General features: G+C 28.5%; 20 protein-coding genes, 3 tRNA genes and 1 pseudogene. 12 read left to right on the forward strand and 12 right to left on the reverse strand.

Annotation, left to right across the window (positions count from 1 at the left end; translation table 11 throughout):
• The first annotated feature begins 76 nt into the window (after window positions 1–76).
• From guaB to CLV39_RS02895, 5 genes are read left to right on the forward strand one after another with little or no spacing between them, the layout of a single operon-like run.
• Window positions 77–1,546 carry an IMP dehydrogenase gene (gene guaB, locus CLV39_RS02880; RefSeq protein ID WP_121922711.1) on the forward strand — a complete coding sequence of 490 codons (1,470 nt, stop codon included), beginning with the start codon at window positions 77–79 and terminating at the stop codon, window positions 1,544–1,546.
• A gap of 13 nt (window positions 1,547–1,559) precedes the next feature.
• Entirely contained in the window at window positions 1,560–1,688 is a 129-nt protein-coding gene (locus CLV39_RS08805) for a hypothetical protein (protein ID WP_281271957.1), read from the forward strand.
• Between the two features lie 5 nt (window positions 1,689–1,693).
• Entirely contained in the window at window positions 1,694–2,053 is a 360-nt protein-coding gene (locus tag CLV39_RS02885; RefSeq protein ID WP_121922712.1) for a hypothetical protein, read from the forward strand.
• A gap of 9 nt (window positions 2,054–2,062) precedes the next feature.
• A complete protein-coding gene (locus tag CLV39_RS02890; protein WP_121922713.1) occupies window positions 2,063–3,259 on the forward strand; it encodes a phosphoglycerate kinase in 1,197 nt (398 codons plus the stop codon).
• 4 nt (window positions 3,260–3,263) lie between these two features.
• Window positions 3,264–4,049, forward strand: coding sequence for an inositol monophosphatase family protein (locus tag CLV39_RS02895; RefSeq protein ID WP_245960289.1), 786 nt, complete (start codon window positions 3,264–3,266; stop codon window positions 4,047–4,049).
• Window positions 4,050–4,086: 37 nt separating this feature from the next.
• Here the strand turns inward: CLV39_RS02895 and CLV39_RS02900 are convergent, their stop codons facing one another.
• The gene (locus CLV39_RS02900; RefSeq protein WP_121922714.1) at window positions 4,087–5,310 is read right to left on the reverse strand and encodes an epoxyqueuosine reductase QueH; all 1,224 of its coding nucleotides are present in this window, start codon (window positions 5,308–5,310) and stop codon (window positions 4,087–4,089) included.
• Window positions 5,311–5,438: 128 nt separating this feature from the next.
• Here CLV39_RS02900 and CLV39_RS02905 point away from each other — a divergent pair, with 128 nt between their 5' ends.
• The gene (locus tag CLV39_RS02905) at window positions 5,439–6,620 is read left to right on the forward strand and encodes an efflux RND transporter periplasmic adaptor subunit (protein WP_121922715.1); all 1,182 of its coding nucleotides are present in this window, start codon (window positions 5,439–5,441) and stop codon (window positions 6,618–6,620) included.
• Window positions 6,610–9,699 (forward strand): efflux RND transporter permease subunit, encoded by a 3,090-nt coding sequence (locus CLV39_RS02910; protein WP_245960290.1) that lies wholly within the window; start codon window positions 6,610–6,612, stop codon window positions 9,697–9,699. The genes CLV39_RS02905 and CLV39_RS02910 overlap by 11 nt, the downstream gene beginning before the upstream one ends.
• A 31-nt stretch (window positions 9,700–9,730) precedes the next feature.
• Here the strand turns inward: CLV39_RS02910 and CLV39_RS02915 are convergent, their stop codons facing one another.
• A complete protein-coding gene (locus CLV39_RS02915) occupies window positions 9,731–10,351 on the reverse strand; it encodes a flagellar brake protein (protein ID WP_170145589.1) in 621 nt (206 codons plus the stop codon).
• A gap of 25 nt (window positions 10,352–10,376) precedes the next feature.
• Between CLV39_RS02915 and dprA the strand changes: the two genes are divergently transcribed.
• The gene (gene dprA / locus CLV39_RS02920) at window positions 10,377–11,438 is read left to right on the forward strand and encodes a DNA-processing protein DprA (RefSeq protein WP_121922717.1); all 1,062 of its coding nucleotides are present in this window, start codon (window positions 10,377–10,379) and stop codon (window positions 11,436–11,438) included.
• Here dprA and CLV39_RS02925 read toward each other — a convergent pair.
• From CLV39_RS02925 to CLV39_RS02935, 3 genes are all read right to left on the reverse strand, one after another.
• Entirely contained in the window at window positions 11,435–13,561 is a 2,127-nt protein-coding gene (locus tag CLV39_RS02925) for a polyribonucleotide nucleotidyltransferase (protein ID WP_121922718.1), read from the reverse strand. The two genes, dprA and CLV39_RS02925, sit on opposite strands and share 4 nt — an antisense overlap.
• Window positions 13,561–13,845, reverse strand: coding sequence for a 30S ribosomal protein S15 (gene rpsO, locus CLV39_RS02930; protein WP_121922719.1), 285 nt, complete (start codon window positions 13,843–13,845; stop codon window positions 13,561–13,563). The genes CLV39_RS02925 and rpsO overlap by 1 nt, the downstream gene beginning before the upstream one ends.
• 75 nt (window positions 13,846–13,920) lie before the next feature.
• Complete coding sequence (locus CLV39_RS02935; RefSeq protein WP_121922720.1) at window positions 13,921–16,623, reverse strand: ChaN family lipoprotein; 2,703 nt, start codon at window positions 16,621–16,623, stop codon at window positions 13,921–13,923.
• A 46-nt stretch (window positions 16,624–16,669) separates the two neighbouring features.
• Between CLV39_RS02935 and smpB the strand changes: the two genes are divergently transcribed.
• Both smpB and CLV39_RS02945 read left to right on the forward strand, forming a co-directional pair.
• Window positions 16,670–17,140, forward strand: coding sequence for an SsrA-binding protein SmpB (gene smpB / locus CLV39_RS02940; protein WP_281271958.1), 471 nt, complete (start codon window positions 16,670–16,672; stop codon window positions 17,138–17,140).
• 12 nt (window positions 17,141–17,152) lie between these two features.
• Window positions 17,153–17,401 (forward strand): DUF6952 family protein, encoded by a 249-nt coding sequence (locus CLV39_RS02945; RefSeq protein ID WP_121922722.1) that lies wholly within the window; start codon window positions 17,153–17,155, stop codon window positions 17,399–17,401.
• 58 nt (window positions 17,402–17,459) lie between these two features.
• Here the strand turns inward: CLV39_RS02945 and groL are convergent, their stop codons facing one another.
• Entirely contained in the window at window positions 17,460–19,097 is a 1,638-nt protein-coding gene (gene groL, locus CLV39_RS02950; RefSeq protein ID WP_121922723.1) for a chaperonin GroEL, read from the reverse strand.
• An 18-nt stretch (window positions 19,098–19,115) separates the two neighbouring features.
• Window positions 19,116–19,412 carry a co-chaperone GroES gene (gene groES / locus CLV39_RS02955; RefSeq protein WP_121922724.1) on the reverse strand — a complete coding sequence of 99 codons (297 nt, stop codon included), beginning with the start codon at window positions 19,410–19,412 and terminating at the stop codon, window positions 19,116–19,118.
• Window positions 19,413–19,596: 184 nt separating this feature from the next.
• Here groES and guaA point away from each other — a divergent pair, with 184 nt between their 5' ends.
• Window positions 19,597–21,135 (forward strand): glutamine-hydrolyzing GMP synthase, encoded by a 1,539-nt coding sequence (gene guaA, locus CLV39_RS02960; protein WP_121922725.1) that lies wholly within the window; start codon window positions 19,597–19,599, stop codon window positions 21,133–21,135.
• Here guaA and CLV39_RS02965 read toward each other — a convergent pair.
• The 3 genes from CLV39_RS02965 to CLV39_RS02975 form a co-directional block, all read right to left on the reverse strand.
• A tRNA-Val gene (locus tag CLV39_RS02965) sits at window positions 21,136–21,209 on the reverse strand.
• A 203-nt stretch (window positions 21,210–21,412) separates the two neighbouring features.
• A tRNA-Glu gene (locus CLV39_RS02970) sits at window positions 21,413–21,487 on the reverse strand.
• A gap of 6 nt (window positions 21,488–21,493) precedes the next feature.
• Window positions 21,494–21,566 (reverse strand) — tRNA-Lys (locus CLV39_RS02975).
• A gap of 336 nt (window positions 21,567–21,902) precedes the next feature.
• Between CLV39_RS02975 and CLV39_RS02980 the strand changes: the two are divergent.
• Window positions 21,903–22,988 (forward strand): annotated as a pseudogene (locus CLV39_RS02980) (IS256 family transposase); the annotation flags it as partial.
• 6 nt (window positions 22,989–22,994) lie between these two features.
• On the opposite strand, the gene CLV39_RS02985 reads toward CLV39_RS02980, so the two are convergent.
• Window positions 22,995–23,363 (reverse strand): transposase, encoded by a 369-nt coding sequence (locus CLV39_RS02985; RefSeq protein ID WP_121922726.1) that lies wholly within the window; start codon window positions 23,361–23,363, stop codon window positions 22,995–22,997.
• The gene (locus CLV39_RS02990) at window positions 23,341–23,778 is read right to left on the reverse strand and encodes a hypothetical protein (RefSeq protein ID WP_121922727.1); all 438 of its coding nucleotides are present in this window, start codon (window positions 23,776–23,778) and stop codon (window positions 23,341–23,343) included. The genes CLV39_RS02985 and CLV39_RS02990 overlap by 23 nt, the downstream gene beginning before the upstream one ends.
• Between the last annotated feature and the right edge of the window lie 163 nt (window positions 23,779–23,941).

Below are 23,941 nucleotides of genomic sequence, written 5' to 3' on the forward strand. Positions count from 1 at the left end.
TGTTTAGCCTCTAAAATAATGTTAAAATTAATATATTTAATTTTATACATTCCTATTTTGGAGGAAATAAGCAATCATGTTTGATCCTAAAAATATAGAAGAAGCATTAACTTTTGATGATGTTCTACTACTACCACAAAAATCAGATGTTTTGCCGCATGAGACAGATGTTAGCACCTATATTACTAAAAATATCAAATTAAATATTCCTCTTCTTTCTGCTGCAATGGATACTGTTACGAACTATAGACTTGCTATTGCCCTTGCAAGAGAAGGTGGAATTGGTATTATTCATAGAAATATGAGCATTGAAGATCAGGCAAGAGAAGTTGAAAGAGTTAAAAAAGCAGAAAGTGGAATGATTTCAGAACCTATAACAATAAAGCCTACCCAAACTGTTAAAGATGCTCTTGAAATAATGGCAACTTACAAGATATCGGGTGTGCCAGTTGTTGATGAGAATAACAAACTAATTGGTATTTTAACAAATAGAGACTTAAGATTTTTACATAAAAGAGATTATTCTAAACCAGTAGAACAATTTATGACAAAAGCTCCACTTGTAACTGCAAGAGAAGGTATTACCTTAGATGAAGCAGTTGAGATTTTACAAAAACATAAAGTTGAAAAACTTCCTGTTGTTGATGAAGAAGGAAGACTTAAAGGATTAATTACAATAAAAGATATTGTAAAAAGAAAACAATATCCAAATGCATGTAAAGATGAGAAAGGAAGATTAAGAGTAGGTGCTGCTGTAGGAACAAGTCCTGATACACTTGCAAGAGTAGAAGCTCTTGTAAATGCTGGTGTTGATATAATAATAGTAGATACAGCCCATGGCCATTCTGTAAGAGTTTTAAAAACTGTAGAAGCTATAAAAGAAAAATATCCTGATTTAGATGTAATAGGTGGAAATATTGCTACCCCTGAAGCAGCAGAAGACTTAATAAAAGCAGGTGCAGATGGAGTTAAGGTAGGTGTTGGCCCAGGTTCAATATGTACAACAAGAGTAGTAGCAGGTATTGGAGTTCCTCAAATTACAGCAGTTGCAAAATGTGCTGAAGTTGCTCATAAATATGATAGAACTATAATTGCAGATGGAGGAATTAGATATTCTGGAGATATAGTAAAAGCTATAGCTGCAGGTGCTGATGCAGTGATGCTTGGAAGTTTATTTGCAGGTACAGAAGAGGCACCGGGAGAAAGAATCTTTTATCAAGGAAGATCATATAAAGTTTACAGAGGAATGGGTTCATTAGGAGCTATGAAGGAAAGATTTTCTTCAGATAGATATTCTCAAGAAAATCTTGAAAAATTTGTTCCTGAAGGTATAGAAGGAAGAATTCCATTTAAAGGGCCTTTATCTGATGTAGTTTATCAGCTTGTTGGTGGCCTTAGAAGTGGAATGGGATATACAGGAAGTAGAACAATAAAAGAGTTACAAGAAAAAGGAAAATTCGTAAAAATAACAAATGCAGGATTAAGAGAAAGTCATGCACATGATATATATATTACACAGGAGGCACCTAACTACTGGATAGATTAAGGAGGTGGATACGATGCATAATGAACCTATAACAGCTATTATTTCAGCTATAGCTTTTATTAGTGTAGCTGTACTTATTATTGGTTTTTTAATAAAAGAAGCAATAAGGCAGTACAAAAATAATAATAATAAAGAGGTTTAAATAAAATGAAAAAAGATATATCTCCTTTTAATATGTTACTTGCTCAAGAAATTACAAACTTAGAAAGATTTGTAATAAAAGCTCCTATGGGAACAGATGAATTTTGGAGTCAGTGGCAAGAAAAAGTAGGAGAGATCATAGTTACTAAAGCAGCAGTAAAAAGGGCATTAAAATTAAACAAAGATAAATTATCAGAAGAAGAAAAGAAAAAACTTTCAACGATGCTTGAAGCCTTCAAAGATGTAGCTGCTTATCTGGAACTTTTAAGAAATACTGCATTAAAACTAAAAGGTATAGAAAGTCCTAACTGGGATATATTTGATGGCCTTGAAGAAAATGAATCAGACGATGATATATCTTTCTAGGAGGATATGATGTTTAAAAATTTCCTTACAATTGAAGATGTAGATATATCAGGTAAAAAGGTTTTAGTTAGAGTAGATTATAATGTACCTGTTGATGAGCATGGAGCAATAGTTGATGATACAAGAATAAGAGAAACAATCCCTACTATAAATTATATTTTAGATAAAAATGCAAAATTAATACTTGCATCTCATATGGGAAGACCAAAAGGAGAAAGAAAACCTGAATACTCTTTATACCCTGTTGCAAAAAGACTAGAAAGACTTTTACAAAAAGAAGTAAAATTTGCACCTGATTGTGTAGGACCTGAAGTTGAAAAAATGGTTAATGAACTTAAAGAAGGTGATGTTTTACTTCTTGAAAATTTAAGATTCCATAAAGAAGAAGAGGAAAATGATCCAGAATTTGCAAAAGCACTTGCAAGTTTAGCAGATATTTATGTAATAGACGCTTTTGGTACATGCCATAGAAAACATGCTTCAATGTATGGAATAAAAGATTATATACAACCTGTTGTAATGGGATTTTTACTTGAAAGAGAACTTAAATTTTTTGAAAAAGCTTTACTTGATCCTCAAAGACCAGTTTTAGCATTTATTGGTGGAGCAAAAGTATCTTCTAAACTTGGTGTTTTAAATAATTTAGTCGATAGAGTAGATAAAATGTTTATTGGCGGAGCTATGGCTTTTACTTTTATAAAAGCCATGGGATACAATGTTGGTAGTTCTCTCGTTGAAGATGATATGATTGAAAAATCTTTAGAAATAATTGAAAAAGCAAAACAAAAAAATGTAAAACTCTACCTTCCTGTTGATTTTGTTTGTGGACAAGCAGTTTCAGATCAAACACCTGTTTTAGAAGTTGCATGGCAAGAAATACCTCAAGGATGGATGGGCCTTGATATCGGACATGCATCTTTAACATTAATTTCAGAAATTATTAAAGATGTTCAAACAATAATATGGAATGGGCCTATGGGAGTTTTTGAACTTGATAAATTCAAAAAAGGAACATTTGAACTTGCAAAAATGATAGCAGATAGCCCAGCTTTATCTATTGCAGGTGGTGGAGATACAGATTATGCAATACACAAGGCCGGAGTTGCAGATAGAATTAGCTATATATCAACTGGTGGTGGAGCATTCTTAGAATTATTAGAAGGGAAAATGCTTCCTTGTCTTGAAGCTATAACTAAGAAGGAGTAATATTTTGGATATAGAAAATTATATACAAACATGTAAAGAAGCAGCTACTATTGGTGGACAGATATTAAAAGAACATTTTAAGCATATTCAAAAAAAGGATATAGAAGAAAAAGGAAGAAAAGATTTTGTTACTTATGTAGATAAAAAATCAGAAGAAAGAATTAGAAATTTTATTCTTTCTATATATCCCGATCATGCTTTCTTAGGTGAAGAAGATGGAGTAATAGGTAATAGAGAAAGTGATTTTTTATGGATAGTTGATCCATTAGATGGAACTAAAAATTATATAAATGGATTTGATATATTTGCAGTCTCTGTTGCACTTCAATATAAAAATGATATTATAGCAGGTAGTATTTATATTCCTATGCTTGATAAACTTTACTGGGCTGGAAAAGGACAAGGCGCATACTTAAATGGAACTAAAATAAAAGTTTCTAATAAAGAAAAAGAACTTGCTATTGTAGCTACAGGATTTCCATTTAGAAGAATTGAAGAAATTGATAAATATTTAAAAGCTTTTAGAGAAACAATGATTAGATTTTCAGCAGTTAGAAGACCGGGAGCAGCAGCCGTAGATTTAGCATACACTGCTGAAGGTGTATTTGATGGATTTTTTGAAATGAAACTTTCTATATGGGATATAGCAGCAGGTTTTATTTTAGTAAAAGAAGCAGGTGGAATATTTACCAATTTTGAAGGAAAAGAGATTTTAGATGGTAATGTAATAGCAGGTGGAGAAAAAATATATAAAGAATTAAAAGATATAATACAGCAAACTTTAGTTTAAAAAAAGAGGCTGGACTTTCCAGCCTAGAAAAAATTCTTCAACAACTTTGTTTTTCTTTTTTATTTATATATGTATCAAAATAATATTTACCTATATCACCATATAAATCTGAACCTGTTATTACGATAGATATTTTATTATTTTTTATGTTTTCTATATTTTCTTTAATTAAGTTTATAACCTTATTATAACCTTCACTAATGGAAACAAAAATATTTTCCTCAGATTTTAAATTTCCAATTATTAAAATGCTACTTTTAGCATTATGATCTATTTCTGTTTTTAGTTGAAACTCAAACTTTTGGCCTATTTCTATATCTTTTTTCTCAATTATAAATATTGGATTTGTAATAAATCTTGGTTTATCAAGTTTGATATTTTTTATATTATCTACCATCCATACTTCTACATTTGATTTTTTAAATCTTAATATAGTTTTATTCTCTTTTTCTATTATATTTTCTACTTTATCTCTTAAAATACCTCTTATTGAGGCAGAATAAGGTAAAACTTCATGAGAAACTGGTTCTTTTCCTACTTTTACAATAGAATTTAATAATTTCCAGTTTATAAAATTAAACTCTTCTTCATGACATTTTAAACCAAGATTTTCAGCAAAAAGTCTTATCTTTTTAATTTCTAAAGTCTCTTCTCTACTTCCTGGTAAAATTTCCTTTGAAAAGGATACAAGCTCTGGAATATATTCAAGTCCTTGTCTTTGTTTAAAAAGTCCATATATACATCCACAATAGTTTTGATGGTAAAGCTCTTTTTCTTTAGAAAGTTCATTCATTTTTTGCATTCCACCGCCTTTTCTAAAGTTTACAGCTAAAAACTCAAGGTTATATTTGTCAGCTATTCTTTCTCCAATCTCTTTTAAAACTTCAAAATCCTTTTTTGGACTCATCATTAAGACAGTGGTAAATTTATTAAAACCTTTTTCTTTTGCATAAACAGCAGATTTTTCAAGTCTAATATCATGGCATATACTACATCTTTCGCCTCTTTCTGGCTCATTTTCATAACCTTTTACTGCCTTAAACCAGTTTTCAATATCATAATCACCTTTTTCACAAGGTATTCCTAAATCATCACATACTCTTTTTGTTTCAATCCATCTAAGTTCATACTCTTCTTCTGGATGAATATTTGGATCATAAAAATATCCTTCAATATGGCTATTTGGAAAATCTTCTTTTAGCTTTCTTAAAGCCCATACTGCATCAACACCACAACATATATGAACAAGTATTTTTTCCATCTTTACTCCTCATTAATTGTTTTTGTTAATATTATAAAACAGTTATAATTCCCATCATAGAAAAATGTTTGACATTTTTATAACTATATTTTAATATAAAAATAATTTTATATAAGAGGTATAGAAAAATGAAAAAAGTTATTAAAATTGTTATTATTTTTATAATTTTTGCTGGTTTAGTAGCAGGTGGAATAACTCTTATAAAAAAAAGGAAACAACAACTTTTAAATGAAAAAACACCAGAAAGACCAATTTATATAGTAAGTGGTGTAATACCTAAAAAAGATAAAATAACAGAAAAAAAAGAATTTCTTGGATATATAAAACCTGTAAATACAGTAGATATAAAATCTAAAAAGCCAGTTTATATTAAGAAAATAAGGGTTGAAATAGGACAACCTGTAAAAAAAGGACAGCTTTTAGTTATTCTTGATGATAAAGATATAAAAACAAAAATTGAGAATCTAAAATTAGATTTAGAAAACTTAAATAATAAGCTTTCTGCATTAAAAACAAAAGAAAATGCTATTAATGAAGATTTAAAAGAAAAAGAAAGAATTTATAAAAGATATTTAAAGCTATATAAAAAAGATTTACTACCAAAAATTGAATTTGAAAAAAGTTATGTAACATATAAATCAGCACAAGCAAATTTAGAAGAGATAAAATCTAATATTAAACAGCTAAAAAATAATATAGAAAAAATCCAAGAAAATATAAATAATCTAAGAAATGAACTTACTTATTATAAAATTTACTCACCTACAGATGGCACTATTCAAAATATAATATTAAGAGAAGGAAATTTAGCTTCAACTATAAAACCAATTTTAAAAATTGAAAGTAAAACATATGAAGTTGATATAAATCTTCCTCAAGATTTTAAATTAAGTAAAAATACAAAAGCATATATTCAAACAGATAGTAAAAAAATATATCTAAAAATAGCTGGATTTTATCCATATGCAGAAAGAAATCTTAAAATTTTAAGAACCATATTAAATAAAAAACCTGCAAGTTTAACTTCAAATTCTAATATAAATGTTATTTTAGAAAAGACTGTAGAAGGCATAAAACTACCTGTTAATGCAGTTTTACATCTTACAGATGGTACTTATATTCTTGAATATAAAAATGGAAAATTTATAAAAGTTCCTGTTGTTATCAAAGGTGAAAATAAGGACTACGTAATTGTTGAAGGAAATATAGGAAATAATCCAGTAGCTATCGGTGATGAAAGTAAATTAAGACTTTTAGCTTCTGGTAGAAAAGCAAAATTAATAACTGGAGAAAGCAAAAATGAACTTTAATATAATTAATCTTGTATTAAAAAGACCTCATTTAATAATATCTTTAATTCTTGCCTTTATATTACTTGGAATTATAGGATTTTTTAATATAAAACAAAAACTTTTTCCTGATGCAAATAGACCAACAGTTGCAGTAGTTGTTGTTGAACCTGGTGCATCTGCTAAGGATATGGCAGAAAATATAGCTCTGCCCATAGAAAGAAGACTTTATACAATTGATAAAGTAAGAACAGTATCATCAACTTCTCTTGATGAATTTACAGTTATAAAAGCAGAATTTGAGTATGATAAAGACATAAATCAAGCAGTAGTGGATGTTCAAAATGAAGTAAATAAAATAAAATCAAAATTACCATCAGATATAAAAGAACCTCAGTATCATAAAATTACAGATGCAACACCACCTGTTTTAGTTTTAGCAGTATATCCAAAAAATAATAGTTTATCCCTTGCAGATGTTAGACAGATAGCAGAAAACCAAATAAAGGATCAGATTTTAAAATTAAAAGAAGTTGCAAATGTTGATGTTTTTGGAGGATATGAAAAAGAAGTATTTATTGAAATAGATAAAGATAAACTAAATAAGCTAAATATTCCTTCAAGCGTTGTTCTTGCAAAAATACAACAAACAAACTTAGATATTCCTATTGGATTTTTAATCTCTAAAAATAATCAGATTTTAGTAAAATCTATAAATAAGGCAAAAAATATAGAGCAATTAAAAAATATACAAATTACAAAAGATATAAAACTTTCAGATATAGCTAAGGTTAAGTATGACTATTATATTAATAAATCTTTCTTTATAGGAAATGGAAAACCAGCTATAGCATTAGCAGTACAAAGACAAGCAACAGGTGATACTTTAAAAGCTATTAGTCAAGTAAAAGCTTTAATTCCAAAATTAGAAAAGCAGTTTCCAAATCTTGGATTTGAAATAGCAGATACACAAGAAAAGATTATTAGACTTAGTAATATTAATATGCTTGAAGCTCTTAGAGATGCCATAATAATGGTTTCTATTGTTATTTTCTTCTTTTTAGCAAATATCAGGCAAATGATAATAGCAGCTATATCTATTCCTTTCGTTTATGCTATTACAATTGGTATTATGTGGATATTAGGACTTGAGTTTCATATAGTAAGTCTTACTGCAATAATCCTTGCTCTTGGTATGCTAGTAGATGATGCAATAGTTGTTCTTGAAAATATAGAAAGACATTTATATGAATTAAAAGAAGATATAAAAACTGCAGTAATAAATGGGACAAAAGAGGTAATATTTGCAGTTTTAGCAGGAACAATTGCAACAACTTCTGTTTTACTTCCATTATTATTTGTTGGCGATTATCCAGAAAAAATATTTAGACCTCTTGCATCAACTTTAATAATTGCTGTAATAGTATCTTATTTTGTTTCAATATTTTTTATTCCACTAATAGCTCCATTTTTATTGAAAAAAGATAATTCAGAAAAAAATATAATAGAAAAAATTACATATAAAATATCTGCCACTATTGTTGAGCCTTTGAAAAATTTATACTCTTCTATGGCCAAACTTGCAATGGAAAGAAAAATATTAAGGCCTTTATATTTTATACCATTAATACTTTTATTTGTATTAAGCTTAAAATTAATTATTCCTCTTGTAGGTAGAGAAATAATGCCTCCTATGGATACAGGAATTGTAAAGGCAACTATAAATCTTGATACAAACCTATCTGTTTATAAAGTTGAAGAAGCTGCAAAAAAAATAGCTGATATATTAAAAAATGATAAAAGAGTAGAAATGTTTTATATAGCATCAGGTTCTGAACCGGGAATACTCACAATTGGTTCAGGAAATCCAACTCAAACTTTATCATTGACTATCCATTATATAGATAGATTCCATAGAAAAGAAAGTATTTGGGATATTGAAGAAGAGTTAAGAAAAAAAATATGGGAAAATGTTCCTAATGTAAAATATGTTCAAGTTTTTGATTATGGTGCAACACCACTTTCTTCAATAAAAGGAAACCTTGATATAAGAATAAGTGGCGAAGATTTAAAAACCCTTGATAAACTTGGAAATAAAGTTCTTGATATTGCATATAACACAAAAGGAATAGTTTCTCTATCAAAAAGCTGGGATTATGACAAAATAATTTATAAATTAAAAATTGATTATAAAAGAGCATCTTTTTATGGCTTAACACCTTATCAAATAGCATCTCAAATAGGTAAAAAGATTAAAGGAAGCTTTGTTTCAATATTTAATGTACCAAATGAAAAAAGTTTATTTATAAGGGTAGTTTATCCTGATAAAAACAGAAGTTCTAAACTTGATTTAGCAAGTTATTACATTGATACTCCAAAAGGTAAAATACCTTTATTAGAAGTAGCTAAAATAGAAAAAGATGTTGAACCTTCCTTAATTACAAGACAAGATTTAGCCTATACAATAGATATTATCGGATATAGAGAGAAAGCAGCAATTACTCATATTGTAGAAAGCTTTGATAAAGCTTTAGAAAAATCAGGATTTCAAGTGCCAGCAGGATATACATTATCCCATGAAGGTGATATAAAACAGCTTAATGATAGTATGAAAAGAATGGTAAAAGCTATAGGATTAGGTATTTTACTTTTATTCTTAGCTCTTGTGCCAGCCTTTAGCTCATTTTTAGCTCCAATAGCAGTTATATTTGCTATACCTTTATCTGTGATAGGTGCCGCTTGGTCAATACTTGGTGCAGGATTTCACCAATCAATGCCAGGAATGATGGGGATAGTTTTACTTGCAGGTATAATTACTAAAAACTCAATTCTATTAATAGATTTTATACATCAAGCATTAAAAGAAGGAAAATCTTTAAAAGAGGCAGTTATTGGAAGTATAAAATTAAGAACAAGGCCAGTTTTAATGACTGCATTTGGTACTGCAGTTGGAATGATTCCTATTGCTTTAGGTTGGGCTTTAGGTCTTGAAAGACTTGCACCTCTTGGAACAGTTGCCATTGGTGGTCTTATTGTTGGTACATTTTTAACTTTAGTATATGTTCCTCTTTTATACTATATAATGGCAAGAAAAAAATAAGGTTTTAGAAGAGAAGGTGTTTGCCTTATCTTTATTTAAAATAAGATAATTTCTTTAAAATTTCTTTTTGTCGCTTTAAAATATATTTAAAAATAGTATCCTCTAATGTAGGAGAGATATTAATAAATTTAATACCTATTTTATAATTGCTTTTATCTATCTCTTTTATATAAACAACTTCACCTTTTACTTTAAAATCTTTATTAAAAATTTCTAAAATAAATTTATACTCTTTTCCTATTTCAAATAAGTCTGGTTTTTGTAATAAAATACCAACTCCACCTTCTGATATATCCCAAGCTTTTATTTTATAATCATCAAATTTAATATAGATAGGATCTTCTTCAGATGTTTGAACTCTTATATGATTTCTTTTTAGTTTTGGCTCTGCTGCAACTGTAGGAAATGTGGTTACCATTTCTTCTTTATTATAAATAATTACACCCATAACATAAATAGTTTCGTTATATTCAAAATAAAGTTCCTTAGTTTTTGAAAGTGCAAACAGAAGTTTTTCATTTAAAGACCAAATTATCTGTTCTTTATCAAAATCTATTTCATGGAGTTCTATTTTTACTTTTATTGGGACTTCTTCATAAAAAGCATAAACATCTATAACCTTTTTTTCTTGTATCCAATCTATTACATTCATTAACATATCCTATTATAATTATTTTATGGAAAATATTATAAAATATTTACAGCTTTATTTCACAAAAGGACTTGGACATAAAACAATTAAGTCCTTAATAGATATTTTCGGAAATATTGAAAATTTATATAATTCTTCTTTTGAGGAAATTTCTAATAGATTTAGTCCTAAAATTGCAGAGCTTGTTTTGGAAGAAAGCCTAAAATATAAAAAACTTGCAGAAAAACAGCTTTTTTTAGCAGAAAAATTTAAGGTTTCTATTTTATGTTATGAAGATAAAAATTATCCTGAAAACCTAAAAAATATCCCAGATCCTCCACCTGTTTTATTTATAAAAGGTAAATTACCTAATAATTACTCTATCTCAATAGTTGGTACAAGAAAACCTACCTACTATGGAAAGAAAATTACAGAGCTAATTACTAAAAACTTAGTAAAATCAGATATATGCATAGTATCAGGCGGTGCTTATGGAATAGATAGTATTGCCCATAAAACAGCATTAAAAGAAAATGGAAAAACAGTAGCAGTTTTAGGTTCAAGTTTTGATTTTTTATATCCACCATCTCACAAAAAATTATTTGATGAAATTTCTGAAAATGGAGCAGTTATCTCAGAGTTTCCTTTTGGTACAAAAGCATCAAAATATACATTTCCTCAAAGAAATAGAATTGTAGCAGGTTTGTCTGAAGCTACAGTTGTAATAGAAGCTCCAGAAAAATCAGGTTCTTTAATTACTGCAAGATTTGCAAATGATTATGGAAAAACTGTTTTTGCGGTACCATCTAATATTGATAATAAAAATGGTAAAGGCTGTAATATTTTAATAAAAGATGGAGCAACTCCAATAATTGATGAAAATACTATTTTAGAAGAAATAGGATATTTAACTTCTTTTGAGAAAGATATACAACTAAATGACATTGAAAAAGATATTTTAAATTTAATCCAAACTCAGATTCATATTGATGAATTATCTGAAAAAATAGATATAAAATTAGATGAATTAACAGTTTTGCTATTTGAGATGGAAATGAAAGGTTTAATAAAGAATGAAAATGGGTTAGTAACTAAGCTAACCCTTTAACCTTGAAATATATCTTTATTTTTTGGAATATCTTCCTCTTTTACATCTAATAAAGAAACCTTAGCTCTACCTTGCTCATCAACATCTATTACTTTAACTTTAAGAACATCACCTACAGATATTTTATCCTTAGCAGATTTTAATCTCTCTCCTGTTATCTGAGAAACATGTAATAAGCTTAATCTACCAGGAAGAAGTTCTACAAATGCACCATAATCTTCTACTCTTGTTACTTTTCCTAAGAAAACGTCTCCTTTCTCAATATCCATTACAAGCTCATCTATCATAGCTGCAGCTTTATCTGCAGCTTCTTTATTAACTGCATATATTTTAACTAAACCGTCAGGTTCAATATCTATTTTTACACCTGTTTCATCAATTATCTTCTTGATATTCTTACCAGAAGGGCCTATAATTAAAGGTACTTTATCTGGTAAAACTCTTAATTTAACAACAGTTGGAGCATATTTAGAAACTTCTTCTCTTGGTTTTGGTATAGCATCATACATTAAATCAAGTATATAAAGTCTTGCTTCTCTTGCTCTTTCAAGTGCTTCCTGTAATATTTCCTTAGTTAATCCTTTTATTTTTATATCCATCTGTATAGCAGTAACACCATCTCTTGTCCCTGCTACTTTAAAGTCCATATCTCCAAGATGATCTTCGTCTCCAAGTATATCTGTAAGAATTATATACTCATCTTCATTTTTTAGAAGTCCCATAGCAATGCCAGCTACATGTTTTTTCATAGGAACTCCAGCATCAAATAAAGAAAGAGAACCTACACAAACAGAAGCCATCGAAGTTGATCCATTAGATTCTAATATTTCAGAAACAACTCTTATTACATAAGGAAATTCTTCTTCAGAAGGAATTAAAGGTTCTAAGGCTCTTTCTGCTAATGCTCCATGTCCTATCTCTCTTCTTGAAGGTGCTCTTGGAGGTCTTGCTTCTCCAACACTAAAAGGAGGAAAATTATAATGAAGCATAAATCTTTTCTTTTCTTCACCTTCTTCTATGCTCTCTTCTATCTGTTCTTCACCAGGTGCTCCTAAGGTTACAACTCCAAGGGCTTGAGTTTGACCTCTTGTAAATATTGCTGAACCATGAGGTCTTGGTAAAGGATGTACCTTTATCCAAATTGGCCTTATCTCATCAGGTTTTCTTCCATCTATTCTAATTTTTTCTTTGAAAACCTGTTCTCTCATAACTTCAGAAACAAACTCTTTGAAAACAAATCCAGCTTTTGTCTGAAGTTCCTCTGGAATTTCTAAATCTTCTATTACTTTATTAAATATTTCATCTATTGTTCTATTTCTTTGTTTTTTATCTTCTATTTTAAAGGCATTAAGTATTTCTTCTTTATAGTTTACAAGTTTATTTTTTAAATCTTCTTCAAATTCATCTTTTTCAACAACTATTTTTTCTTTTCCTACTTTTGAAGCAAGTTCAAGTTGAAAATCAATAAGTTTTTTAATATATTCATGGCCAAACATAATTGCATCTAAAATTATTTCTTCAGGTACTTCTTCGCTTCCACCTTCTACCATTACAATAGCATCTTTACTACCGGCAACTACTATATCTAAATCTGATTTTTCTCTTTCCTCATAAGTTGGATTTATTACAAATTTTCCATCAACTCTTCCAACTCTAACTCCTGCAATAGGTCCTTCAAAAGGTGCTTCAGATATTGTTAAAGCTGCAGATGCTCCTAATATAGCTAATACATCTGGATCATGTTTATCATCTGCAGATAAAGTCATAGCTGTAATAATAATATCGTTATGGAAACCTTTTGGGAATAATGGTCTAATAGGTCTATCTATTAATCTTGATACAAGAATCTCTCTATTAGATGGTTTACCTTCTCTTTTTACAAATCCACCAGGAATTTTTCCATAAGCATATGTTTTTTCTCTATATTCAACAGTAAGTGGAAGAAAATCTATATCTGGCTGTGCTTCTGGCGAAACAACAACAGCAACAAATACTTCTGTTCCTCCCTGTTTAACTATAACTGCTCCACTGGATTGTCTTGCAAAATAACCAGTTTCTATAGTTATAACAGAGTCATCTATTTTTTCAGAAACAGTGTAAGCAGTATAGTTTGCATTATCCATTATTTACTCCCAGCACTTTGTCTTAATCCAAGTTCCTCAACAATTTTGTTGTATCTTTCTTCATCTACTCTTTGTAAGTATTTTAATAATTTTCTTCTTTTGTTAACCATTCCAATAAGACCCCTTCTTGAGTGAAGATCTTTTTTATTCTGTTTAATGTGTTCTGTTAAGTTTTTAATTCTTTCTGTTAATATAGCAATCTGAACTTCTGGAGAACCTGTATCACCTTCATGTCTTGCATATTTTTTTATAATCTCAGCTTTCTTTTCTTGAGTAATGGACATCAAAAACCTCCTAAATTTTATATAAACTTTCAAGTTTAATATTATATCACTAAATAGATTTAGGTGTAAAATCTATTAGGCTGTAAATTTAGTTTTTATTTTTATTAATTTTCCTTTTCTTTTTATATATATAAATTCTCCTTTCTTTAAGAAAGTTAATGCCAACTTCAAATCATATATATTTTTTATTTTCATATCTGAAACTTGAACAATTATATCTTCTTTTTTTAATCCTAATTTCTCTGCAAGAGAGTTTTTTAAAACTTTCTTAATTATAACTTTTCCATCTTTTTCTTCTATAAATACTCCTAATTTTGGACTTTTCTTATATCTTATTTTATCCATATAAATTATATAATCTGCTATATTTTTTCTTATTTCGTCATTGTTTAATATTACAACTCCATTTAATTCTGTTCTTCTTTTAACTCTATCTGGTATTCCATATCTATATCTTAAATGACCATTTCCTGCAAGGATTATAAGTTTATAATCTGGTTTTTGTTTTATAAAGCTTGCTATAGTTTCTGCCATTGTCTCATCCCATAAAATCTGATTTTCATAAAAATATATAAAATTGCCTTTATTTTTTGAATGCATACTATAAATTATTTTAAGAAATTCTCTATACTCTTTATTTGAAAAATCTAAGTTTTTAGGAATATATTTTTTATACTTTTCAGATAAACAACCTAATCCACATTTTCTTACTTTTTCTGTTATTTCTACAGGAAGATTTAAAGCTATAATTTTTATTTTATTTTTTCTTGCAAAATCAAAAATAGGTTTATAAAGTCTATAATCATATCCCCATCTTTTGTAATACTCTATTTTTGACAAAAATTGTTTTTCAGAAATTTTTCCATCTATGTAATTATCAACTACCTGTTGGAAAGGTTTTTGAATCATTTCCATTCCAATTACTATTCTTTTATATTTCTTATAAATATTTTTTATAATCTCAAGTTGAATTATATGATCTTCAAACTCAGTATGATTTTCTCCTATGTATATTAATCTTTTATTTTTAATATTTTTTAAAAGATTTTGAAAGTTGTAAGCTCCTTTTTGTATATCTACTACTTCTGGTTTATCATAAATATTTTTATAATACTCATAAAAACTTATACTCCTTGCCTTTTTTATATCTTTACCAAAAATAACTCCTGTATAATTTCCATAATGATTAGTAGCTAATTTGTATAATTTTTCATCATTTGTTAAAAATATAAATTTTTTGTTTCCAAGTGGATTTTTAAAAGAATAAACAAATTTTCCTTTTGGTATCTCAAAATTACCAATTATATTTTTCAGATATGAAAAATCATTATCTATAAATAAAATATTTTTATTTTCTAAATTAGAAATTTTAAAATTTTTGTTTAATTTATTTACATTTTTTAATCCATAATATAAAAGAGGATCTATTTCTTCATCTTTTAAGATCCTAAAAACTTGATATTCTGGATCTATATATATTCTAAATGGGATACTTTTAGTTTTTATTTTTACCTTTTGTTTCTTATCTGAGATTTGAATAACTTTCCTTTCTTTTCCATCATTAGTTTCAACTACTACAGGAAGATTTAAAGAAAATTTTTCTTTTTGTATAAAGGTTAAAAAAATCTCAAAATGGTCAATATTGTAAATAACATCATTAATTTTAAAACTAAAATCCGGATTGTATGCCTTATTTAACCATTGATTGAAAAATGGCTCTAAACTTTTTTTATAGTACTTTTCAATAGATGTTTCTATATCATAAAAACCTACTCTTTTAAACTTATTTTCCTTATAAAATGTTCTAATACCTTCTAAAAATAGATTTTTACCAACTAAATTTTCAAGCATATAAAAGAAAAACATACCTTTTCCATAACCAAGAGCTTCATAAGATTTATCTTTTTTATACTTAAAATCCTTTAAAGGAATATTTTTATTTGCTAAAGCATCATACTTTTCTAAAGTAATTTTTCTATACTCTTTTTTATTTTTTGAAAAATAATAATCAGAAAAATAGGTTGTTAATCCTTCTGACCAGTTTCCATTTTTACTATCTACATAAATACTACAACCAAACCATTGATGTAAAATCTCATGTGGTAAAGATGAATTAAAAATAAAATCTTTATTTATCAAAAAACTAAAAATTGTAGTAAATGTTGGAAATGAAAATCCATAAGGATAAGAAGTCTCAACAATTGAAAATCTTTTGTAAGGAAATTTCCCAAACATACTTTCATAATGTTTTATATAATCCTTTGCAAGAAACAATAATTTTATTGTTCCATTTTTATAAAAATATCCATAAATGGTTAAATCATCTCTTATTTTTAGTTTCTCTATTTTATAATCTTTTCTTGCAAAAATATTTATTCCTTCTGCTTTATAAGGAAATTCAAAAATATATACATTTTCTTTTTTTATTATATTTTCTGATTCAGAAATAGGTATAAATCCATTTGGAATTTTTAATTTTAAATGATAATATGCAAGCTCATCTATAGTAGGATAAAAATTCCCATCTGAGAAAATAGTTATTTCTTCTTTATAATTTAAATTTCTTGAGAAGAAAATTTTTATCTGATTTTTCTTTTCTTTTATTTTCTTTATTATTAAAACTGATTTATAGAAAATTTTTGGTTTTTCTTTATCATAATTAATAGTAGCTATACCATTTAAAGTATTTGCCTGAATATTTAATTCTAAAAAGTAATCTATTTTTGCAAAAGATAAATTAAAAAGAAACAAAAATATAATAATTATGTATTTTTGCATAACAAAACCTGCGGAATAAGATTATAATATACAATTCTACAAAAAAATGGAGAGACAAATGACAATAAAAGTAGTAGCTACTAATAAGCAGGTTTATCACAATTATAATATTCTTGAAACTTATGAAGCAGGATTAGTTTTAAAAGGAACAGAAGTAAAAGCTTTAAGAGAAGGAAATGTAAATCTAAGAGATGCTTATATAAGAATAGAAGATGGAGAAGCTTATGTTGTAGGCCTTTATATTGGTCCTTATAAACCTGCAGGAAGACTTCAACATGATCCAACAAGAAAAAGAAAACTATTATTACACAAAAGGGAAATTTTAAAACTAATGGGTAAAATTCAAGAAAAAGGATTGACAATTGTTCCTACAAAAATTTATTTTAAAAATGGAAAAGCAAAAATTGAGATAGCATTAGCAAAAGGAAAAGCAAAATACGAAAAAAGAGAAGCTTTAAAAGAAAAACAACTAAAAAGAGAGCTTTCCAAAAAGTATAAAGGAAAATTGAAACTTTAGGAGGTAATAAAAATGAATATAAAAGAGATAAAAGAGCTTGCAAAAAAATTTACTCCAGAGCAACTTGATAACTGTATAACTCAAGCTATAGAAACTCAAGGAAAATCTGATTGTAAAATAGGAGATGATGTTTTGGAAGTAGTTAATACTTTAGCAAAAGCTCAAACAGTTAGGCAGTTAATGGATCAAGGATATTCTGAGATAGAAGCAATTAGAGAGCTTGCAAAAAGAATTAGACAAGTTCAAGGTGCTGAAAAATAATTTAATTTAAAAAATGAAAGCCCCCTTTAAGGGGGCTTTTTTATTTTTGAAGGCTCTCTTAGAAGCCCATATCTCCCATTCCTGGCATTTCACCACCAGCTGGTTTTTCTTCTTTTTCAGGTATTTCTGCAACAAGAGCTTCAGCTGTAAGTAATGTTCCTGCTATTGATGCTGCATTTTGTATAGCAGTTCTAACAACTTTAGTTGGATCTATAATACCAGCTTCAATCATGTCTACAAATTCACCAGTTGCTGCATTAAATCCGTAATTTTCTTTATTTTCTTTTTCTACTTTTTCTAATATTACAGAACCTTCATATCCTGCATTGTAAGCTATTTGTTTTAAAGGTACTTTAGCAGCATTTTTAATTATTTTGATACCCCAAGCTTTATCAGGGTTTTCTTCTTTTAAATCTTCAAGAACTTTAGAAGCTCTAAGTAATGCTGTTCCACCACCTGGAACAATACCTTCTTCTACAGCTGCTTTTGTAGCATGAACTGCATCATCTACTCTGTCTTTTTTCTCTTTTAATTCTGCTTCTGTAGCAGCTCCAACTCTTATTATTGCAACTCCACCAGAAAGTTTTGCAAGTCTTTCTTGGAGTTTTTCTCTATCATAATCAGATGTTGTAGTTTCTATCTGTTTTTTGATTTGTTCAATTCTTGCTTTTATATCTTCTGGATTTCCTTTTCCACCAACAATTGTAGTGTTATCTTTATCTACAACTACTTTGTCAGCTTGTCCAAGCATATCAAGATCAACATTTTCAAGAGCAATTCCAAGATCTTCAGTAATAGCAGTACCACCAGTTAAGATAGCAATATCTTGGAGCATTGCTTTTCTTCTTTCTCCAAATCCTGGAGCTTTAACAGCTGCAACTTTTAATACACCTTTTAAGTTGTTTACTACTAATGTTGCAAGTGCTTCACCTTCTACATCTTCAGCAATTATTAAAAGTGGTCTATTTGTTTGAACAACTTTTTCAAGAACTGGTAAAAGTTCTTTTATATTATTGATTTTTTTCTCATAAATTAAGATGTAAGGATTTTCTAATACTGCTTCCATTTTTTCAGGATCAGTTACAAAGTATGGAGATAAATATCCTCTATCAAACTGCATACCTTCAGTTACATCAAGAGTTGTTTCTGCAGTTTTTGATTCTTCAACAGTAATTACACCATCTTTACCAACTTTTTCCATAGCATCAGCTATTATTTTTCCAATTTCTGGATCATTATTTGCTGAAATTGTAGCAATTTGTTCTATTTCTTTTCTTCCTGAAACTTCTTTTGACATTTCTTTTAATTTTTCAACAATAGCTTTTACTGCTTCATCAATTCCTCTTTTTACATATACAGGATTTGCTCCTGCAGAAATTGCTTTTAATCCTTCAGTAAAGATTGCTTGAGTTAAGATTGTTGCTGTAGTTGTACCATCACCAGCAACATCAGCTGTTTTTGAAGCAACTTCTTTAACAAGTTGAGCTGCCATATTTTCATAAGGATCTTTAAGTTCTATTTCTTTTGCTACAGATACTCCATCCTTAGTTACATTTGGAGATCCCCATTTTTTTTCTAATAAAACTTCTCTTCCTCTTGGTCCAAGAGTTACTTTTACTGCATTTGCAAGTTTATCAACACCTGCTTTTAATTTTGCTCTTGCTTCATCACCATAAATTATTTGTTTTGCACCCATCTATTTCACCTCCTTTTTTTATTTTTCAATGATTGCTAAAATGTCATCTTCTCTTAAAACAATAAGTTCTTCACCATCAACAACAAACTCATTCCCTGCATATTTGCTATAAACTACTTTATCTCCAACTTTAACTTTTAAAGGAACTGTTTGTCCGTTTTCTAAAAGTCTTCCTTCTCCAACTGCAATTACTTCACCTTCTGAAGGTTTTTCTTTAGCAGTATCTGGAATTATAATTCCAGATGGTGTTTTACCTTCTTTTTCTTCAATTGGTTTTACAACAACTCTATCATAGAGTGGTTTTAAACTTGCCATCTCCATCTACCTCCTTTTTATTTAATTATTAATTCTTAATTTTTATTATATATAATTTTTTAAAAAAATGCAATAACCTTACATAAAAAATTTGATTAAAATACACTAATATTTTATTCAAAAAGATAAAAATTTCAACCTGATTTATAATTATTTCAGTAAAATTTTGTTTGAGGTGAAAGTTTTGAAGCATGAAGGAGTTGTAATTTTAGATTTTGGTTCTCAATATACTCAATTAATAGCAAGAAGAATTAGAGAAGCTAATATTTATAGTGAGATTTTACCTTTTAATGCACCTATTGAAGAAATAAAAAAACATAATCCAAAAGGAATAATCTTTTCAGGAGGCCCTGCATCAGTTTACGAACCAGATGCTCCAAAGCCAGATGAAAGAGTTTTTGATTTAGGACTTCCTATCTTAGGTATATGCTATGGACTTCAACTTATTACTCATCATTTTGGTGGAAAAGTAGTTAAAGCAGAAAGACATGAATATGGAAGAGCAGAACTTGAGATATTAAATAAAGAAGACTTATTTAAAGATTTTCCTGACTATATCCATGTATGGATGAGTCATGGAGATAGGGTTTTAGAATTACCAGAAGGTTTTGAGCCTATAGCAATTACTTTTAATTCTCCTTATGCGGCAATAAGAAATAAAGATAAAAAAATATGGGGTGTTCAGTTCCATCCTGAAGTTGCTCATTCTTATATGGGAAAAGAAGTTCTTAGAAATTTTGCAGTAAATATATGTGGCATAACACCTAATTGGACTATGGGAAATTTCTTAATGGAAAAGCAAGCAGAAATAAGAAAAGAAGTAGGAAATAAAAAAGCTATCTGTGCTTTATCAGGAGGAGTAGATTCTTCTGTTGCTGCAGTTTTAGTCCATAATGCTATTGGGGACAATTTAACTTGTATATTTGTTGATAATGGCCTTTTAAGAAAAGGAGAAAGAGAACAAGTAGAAAAAACATTTAGAGATAATTTCCATATACCTTTAATTGTAGTAGATGCTAAAGAAAGGTTCTTAAAAGCTTTAGAAGGCGTAGAAGATCCTGAGAAAAAAAGAAAAATAATTGGAAATCTTTTTATAGAAATTTTTGAAGAAGAAGCAAAAAAAATTCCAGATGTTGAGTATTTAGTTCAAGGAACTCTTTATCCTGATGTTATAGAAAGTGTTTCTGTTAAAGGCCCTTCTGCTGTAATAAAAACTCATCATAATGTTGGTGGTCTACCTGAAAAAATGAATTTAAAGCTAATAGAACCATTAAGAGAGCTTTTTAAAGATGAAGTTAGAGAACTTGGGAAAGAACTTGGACTTCCTGATGATATTGTTTATAGACAACCTTTCCCAGGGCCAGGACTTGCTATAAGAATAGTTGGAAAAGTAAATAAAGAAGATTTAGAAATTTTAAGAGAAGCAGATGCAATTGTAGTAGAAGAAGTAAAAAAAACTGGGCTATATAGAGATTTATGGCAATCTTTTGCTGTTTTACTTCCTATAAAAACTGTTGGTGTTATGGGAGATTATAGAACTTATGAAAAAGTAATAGCTATTAGAGCTGTTGAATCTAAAGATGGAATGACTGCAGATTGGGCAAGGCTCCCTTATGATTTATTAGACAATATAATGAGAAGAATAATAAATGAAGTAGAAGGTGTAAACAGAGTAGTTTATGATATAACCTCAAAACCTCCAGGAACAATTGAATGGGAATAATGGTCGGTGGAGGATTCGAACCTCCGACCTCCTGCGTGTCGAGCAGGCGCTCTAGCCATCTGAGCTAACCGACCTGCTTTCTTTATTTTGCGAAATTTAAAAATCAATCATCGTTAATGTAGATTAGGATAAAAACTTTTATAAAGGTTGTGTTTACTAAAATTACTAGTTATATCAGTATATTTTAATACTTTTATTCATATTTAGTAAATTTACAAGTAGTTTTAAGGGTATCTTTATTAAAAAATTTAACTATGAAAATAAAGAAAATAAAAAATGCCCCCGACGGGATTCGAACCCGTGTCGCCGGCGTGAAAGGCCGGTGTCCTAGGCCTGGCTAGACGACGGGGGCATACTATGAGCCGCCCGGGGATCGAACCCGGGACCACCGGTTTAAAAGACCGGTGCTCTACCGACTGAGCTAGCGGCTCAAATCAAGGATAAAAAATATAACACTTCATATTAAATTTGTCAATTATTTGGTATAAGATGTTCTAAAATTAAGCAATCAAAAATAAAAATAAGGTAGTAATAAGAAAGAAAAAAATAACTAAAAGATACATATTATAAATGGCAAAAACAGCTAAACCCATTTTCTTAGATATTTCTTGATTTTTTACCCTAAAGTGGGATCCTAATTTGGGAGTGTCCACCAAAGTGTGTAAAAATAATTCAATAAATTTTAGGAGGTGGACACTATGGAAGAAAAAATTAACTTAATCAAACAAAGAATTAGAGATTTAGTTCAATAAACATTACAAGAAGCCCTTGAAGCAGAATTAGAAGAATTCTTAGGATACCCAAAATATGAAAGAACAAAGAAAGATAACTACAGAAATGGCCACATATCCAAAACAGTAAAAACAGATGCTGGAGAAATAGAAATAAAAACACCAAGAGATAGAAATTCAGAGTTTGAACCTAAAATACTTCCTAAAAGAAAAACAATGATAGATGAATTAGAAAACCAAATAATAGCATTATATGCAAAAGGAATGTCAACACGAGATATACAAGAACTACTACTTGATATGTATGGAATGGACATAAGCCCATCATTAATATCAAAAATAACAGATAGACTAATTCCAAAAATAGAAGAATGGCAAAATAGACCTTTAGAGAAGGTATATCCTATAATTTTTATGGATAGTATCTTTTTTAAAGTTAAACAAGAAGGAAAAGTAGTTCAAAAAGCAGTAAATGTGGTTATAGGAATAAATAAAGAAGGATATAAAGATATACTTGGTTTTTGGATAAGCGAAACAGAAAGTGCAGCATTTTGGTTAAAAATTTTAAATGATTTAAAAAGTAGAGGAGTAGAAGATGTATTAATATTTAGTGTAGATGGCTTAACAGGAATGAGTAAAGCGATATTAAACGTATATCCAAAAGCATACATACAAAGATGTATAGTTCATCAGGTTAGGAATTCTTTAAGATATGTATCATGGAAAGAGAAGAAGCAAATAGCAAAAGATTTAAAGAGGATATATCAAGCGGCGACAAGAGAAGAAGCAGAGATAAGATTAGAGGAATTTGAGGAGAAATGGTCAGATAAATATCCTCACATAGGAAGAAGCTGGAGAGCAAATTGGGAAGAATTAATGGCATTTTTTGAATTTCCAGTAGAAATTAGGAAAGTGCTATATACAACGAATATAATAGAGAGTGTTAATAGTAAGATTAGGAAAATAACAGAAGGAAAAAGAGTATATCCTTCAGATGAAGCTTTACTAAAGAATTTGTATATAGTAGCCGTAGAGTTTGAGAAAAAGTGGGCAAGGAAACCTATTACAGAATGGGGAAGGATTTATGGCCAACTTTCAATTTTATTTGAAGGGAGAGTTTAGGTTATGTTAAAATTTACACAGTTTTATAGACACTCCCCCTAATTTCTGTTTTATATTACCAAATAAGCTCTCTATTAAATATCTATACCTACCAAACTTATTCCAGCCTTCTTTTGATTTTTTCCTTAATGGATGTTTTACATTTATCCTAAATGTTTCTTTTACTCTAATAGCTAATTCTACTCCTGATTTTGCTATATCTTCCATTATTTTAATACTATCAAATCCTTTGTCTGCTATAAAGGAATAAACTTTAATTTTAGATATATCTATATTTTTTAAAGCCCTTTCTAAAAGCTTTATTTCACTTGCATATGCTTCCCCTTCTTCTGCCCATAAAACTATTCTTTTTTTATCTTCTGTAACTATACTTATTAGGTACTATTCTTATATGATTTTGTACCTTCCTTATTTCTAATCCTCTTAAGTATTTAAGAGGGTATATATCATCAAAACTAAATCCTGTTCCATCTGCTATAAAATAAGAAGCTTTTTTCTTTATCTTTTTTATTATGATTATTGCTGTTTTGTGTATTACTTTTTGTAATAAACTTTTTGGCAAAGTCTTTACCCTATAATGATATACAGATAATGATGGTAATTTCTGTATTATATCTTTTGTTTCTTCTAATACTTCTCTATATGAATATCCTTTTAGAATTTGGTATAGAAATATTGATATAATTAAATAGTCTGGATATTCTTTTGGTCTTCCTTTCCCTTTTTTCTCTTTTTTGCTTTTTTCTCTTAGTATTGATTTAGTTATTTTGATTATTTTTTTGAATTTCAATCTAGTTCTTCTTATTTTTATTCCCCCCTACTTTTAGTTTTTACCTTATTTTACATCTGACTCTATATTTTTAGAACACCTTTTAAAAAGAACTTGACAAAAAAAGAGAAAGGTTTAAAATAATAAACCCTTTATAGAGAGAAAAAAGAATAAGAAATATAAA

The organism is Hydrogenothermus marinus (assembly GCF_003688665.1).
Lineage (GTDB): Bacteria > Aquificota > Aquificia > Aquificales > Hydrogenothermaceae > Hydrogenothermus > Hydrogenothermus marinus.

What these genes read in the sequence shown, in the direction of transcription:
- guaB (WP_121922711.1), top strand. Translation starts at nt 77, where the DNA reads ATGTTTGATCCTAAAAATATAGAAGAAGCATTAACTTTTGATGATGTT.
- CLV39_RS08805 (WP_281271957.1), top strand. Translation starts at nt 1,560, where the DNA reads ATGCATAATGAACCTATAACAGCTATTATTTCAGCTATAGCTTTTATT.
- CLV39_RS02885 (WP_121922712.1), top strand. Translation starts at nt 1,694, where the DNA reads ATGAAAAAAGATATATCTCCTTTTAATATGTTACTTGCTCAAGAAATT.
- CLV39_RS02890 (WP_121922713.1), top strand. Translation starts at nt 2,063, where the DNA reads ATGTTTAAAAATTTCCTTACAATTGAAGATGTAGATATATCAGGTAAA.
- CLV39_RS02900 (WP_121922714.1), bottom strand. Translation starts at nt 5,310, where the DNA reads ATGGAAAAAATACTTGTTCATATATGTTGTGGTGTTGATGCAGTATGG.
- CLV39_RS02905 (WP_121922715.1), top strand. Translation starts at nt 5,439, where the DNA reads ATGAAAAAAGTTATTAAAATTGTTATTATTTTTATAATTTTTGCTGGT.
- CLV39_RS02910 (WP_245960290.1), top strand. Translation starts at nt 6,610, where the DNA reads ATGAACTTTAATATAATTAATCTTGTATTAAAAAGACCTCATTTAATA.
- CLV39_RS02915 (WP_170145589.1), bottom strand. Translation starts at nt 10,351, where the DNA reads ATGAATGTAATAGATTGGATACAAGAAAAAAAGGTTATAGATGTTTAT.
- dprA (WP_121922717.1), top strand. Translation starts at nt 10,377, where the DNA reads ATGGAAAATATTATAAAATATTTACAGCTTTATTTCACAAAAGGACTT.
- CLV39_RS02925 (WP_121922718.1), bottom strand. Translation starts at nt 13,561, where the DNA reads ATGGATAATGCAAACTATACTGCTTACACTGTTTCTGAAAAAATAGAT.
- rpsO (WP_121922719.1), bottom strand. Translation starts at nt 13,845, where the DNA reads ATGTCCATTACTCAAGAAAAGAAAGCTGAGATTATAAAAAAATATGCA.
- CLV39_RS02935 (WP_121922720.1), bottom strand. Translation starts at nt 16,623, where the DNA reads ATGCAAAAATACATAATTATTATATTTTTGTTTCTTTTTAATTTATCT.
- smpB (WP_281271958.1), top strand. Translation starts at nt 16,670, where the DNA reads ATGGAGAGACAAATGACAATAAAAGTAGTAGCTACTAATAAGCAGGTT.
- CLV39_RS02945 (WP_121922722.1), top strand. Translation starts at nt 17,153, where the DNA reads ATGAATATAAAAGAGATAAAAGAGCTTGCAAAAAAATTTACTCCAGAG.
- groL (WP_121922723.1), bottom strand. Translation starts at nt 19,097, where the DNA reads ATGGGTGCAAAACAAATAATTTATGGTGATGAAGCAAGAGCAAAATTA.
- groES (WP_121922724.1), bottom strand. Translation starts at nt 19,412, where the DNA reads ATGGCAAGTTTAAAACCACTCTATGATAGAGTTGTTGTAAAACCAATT.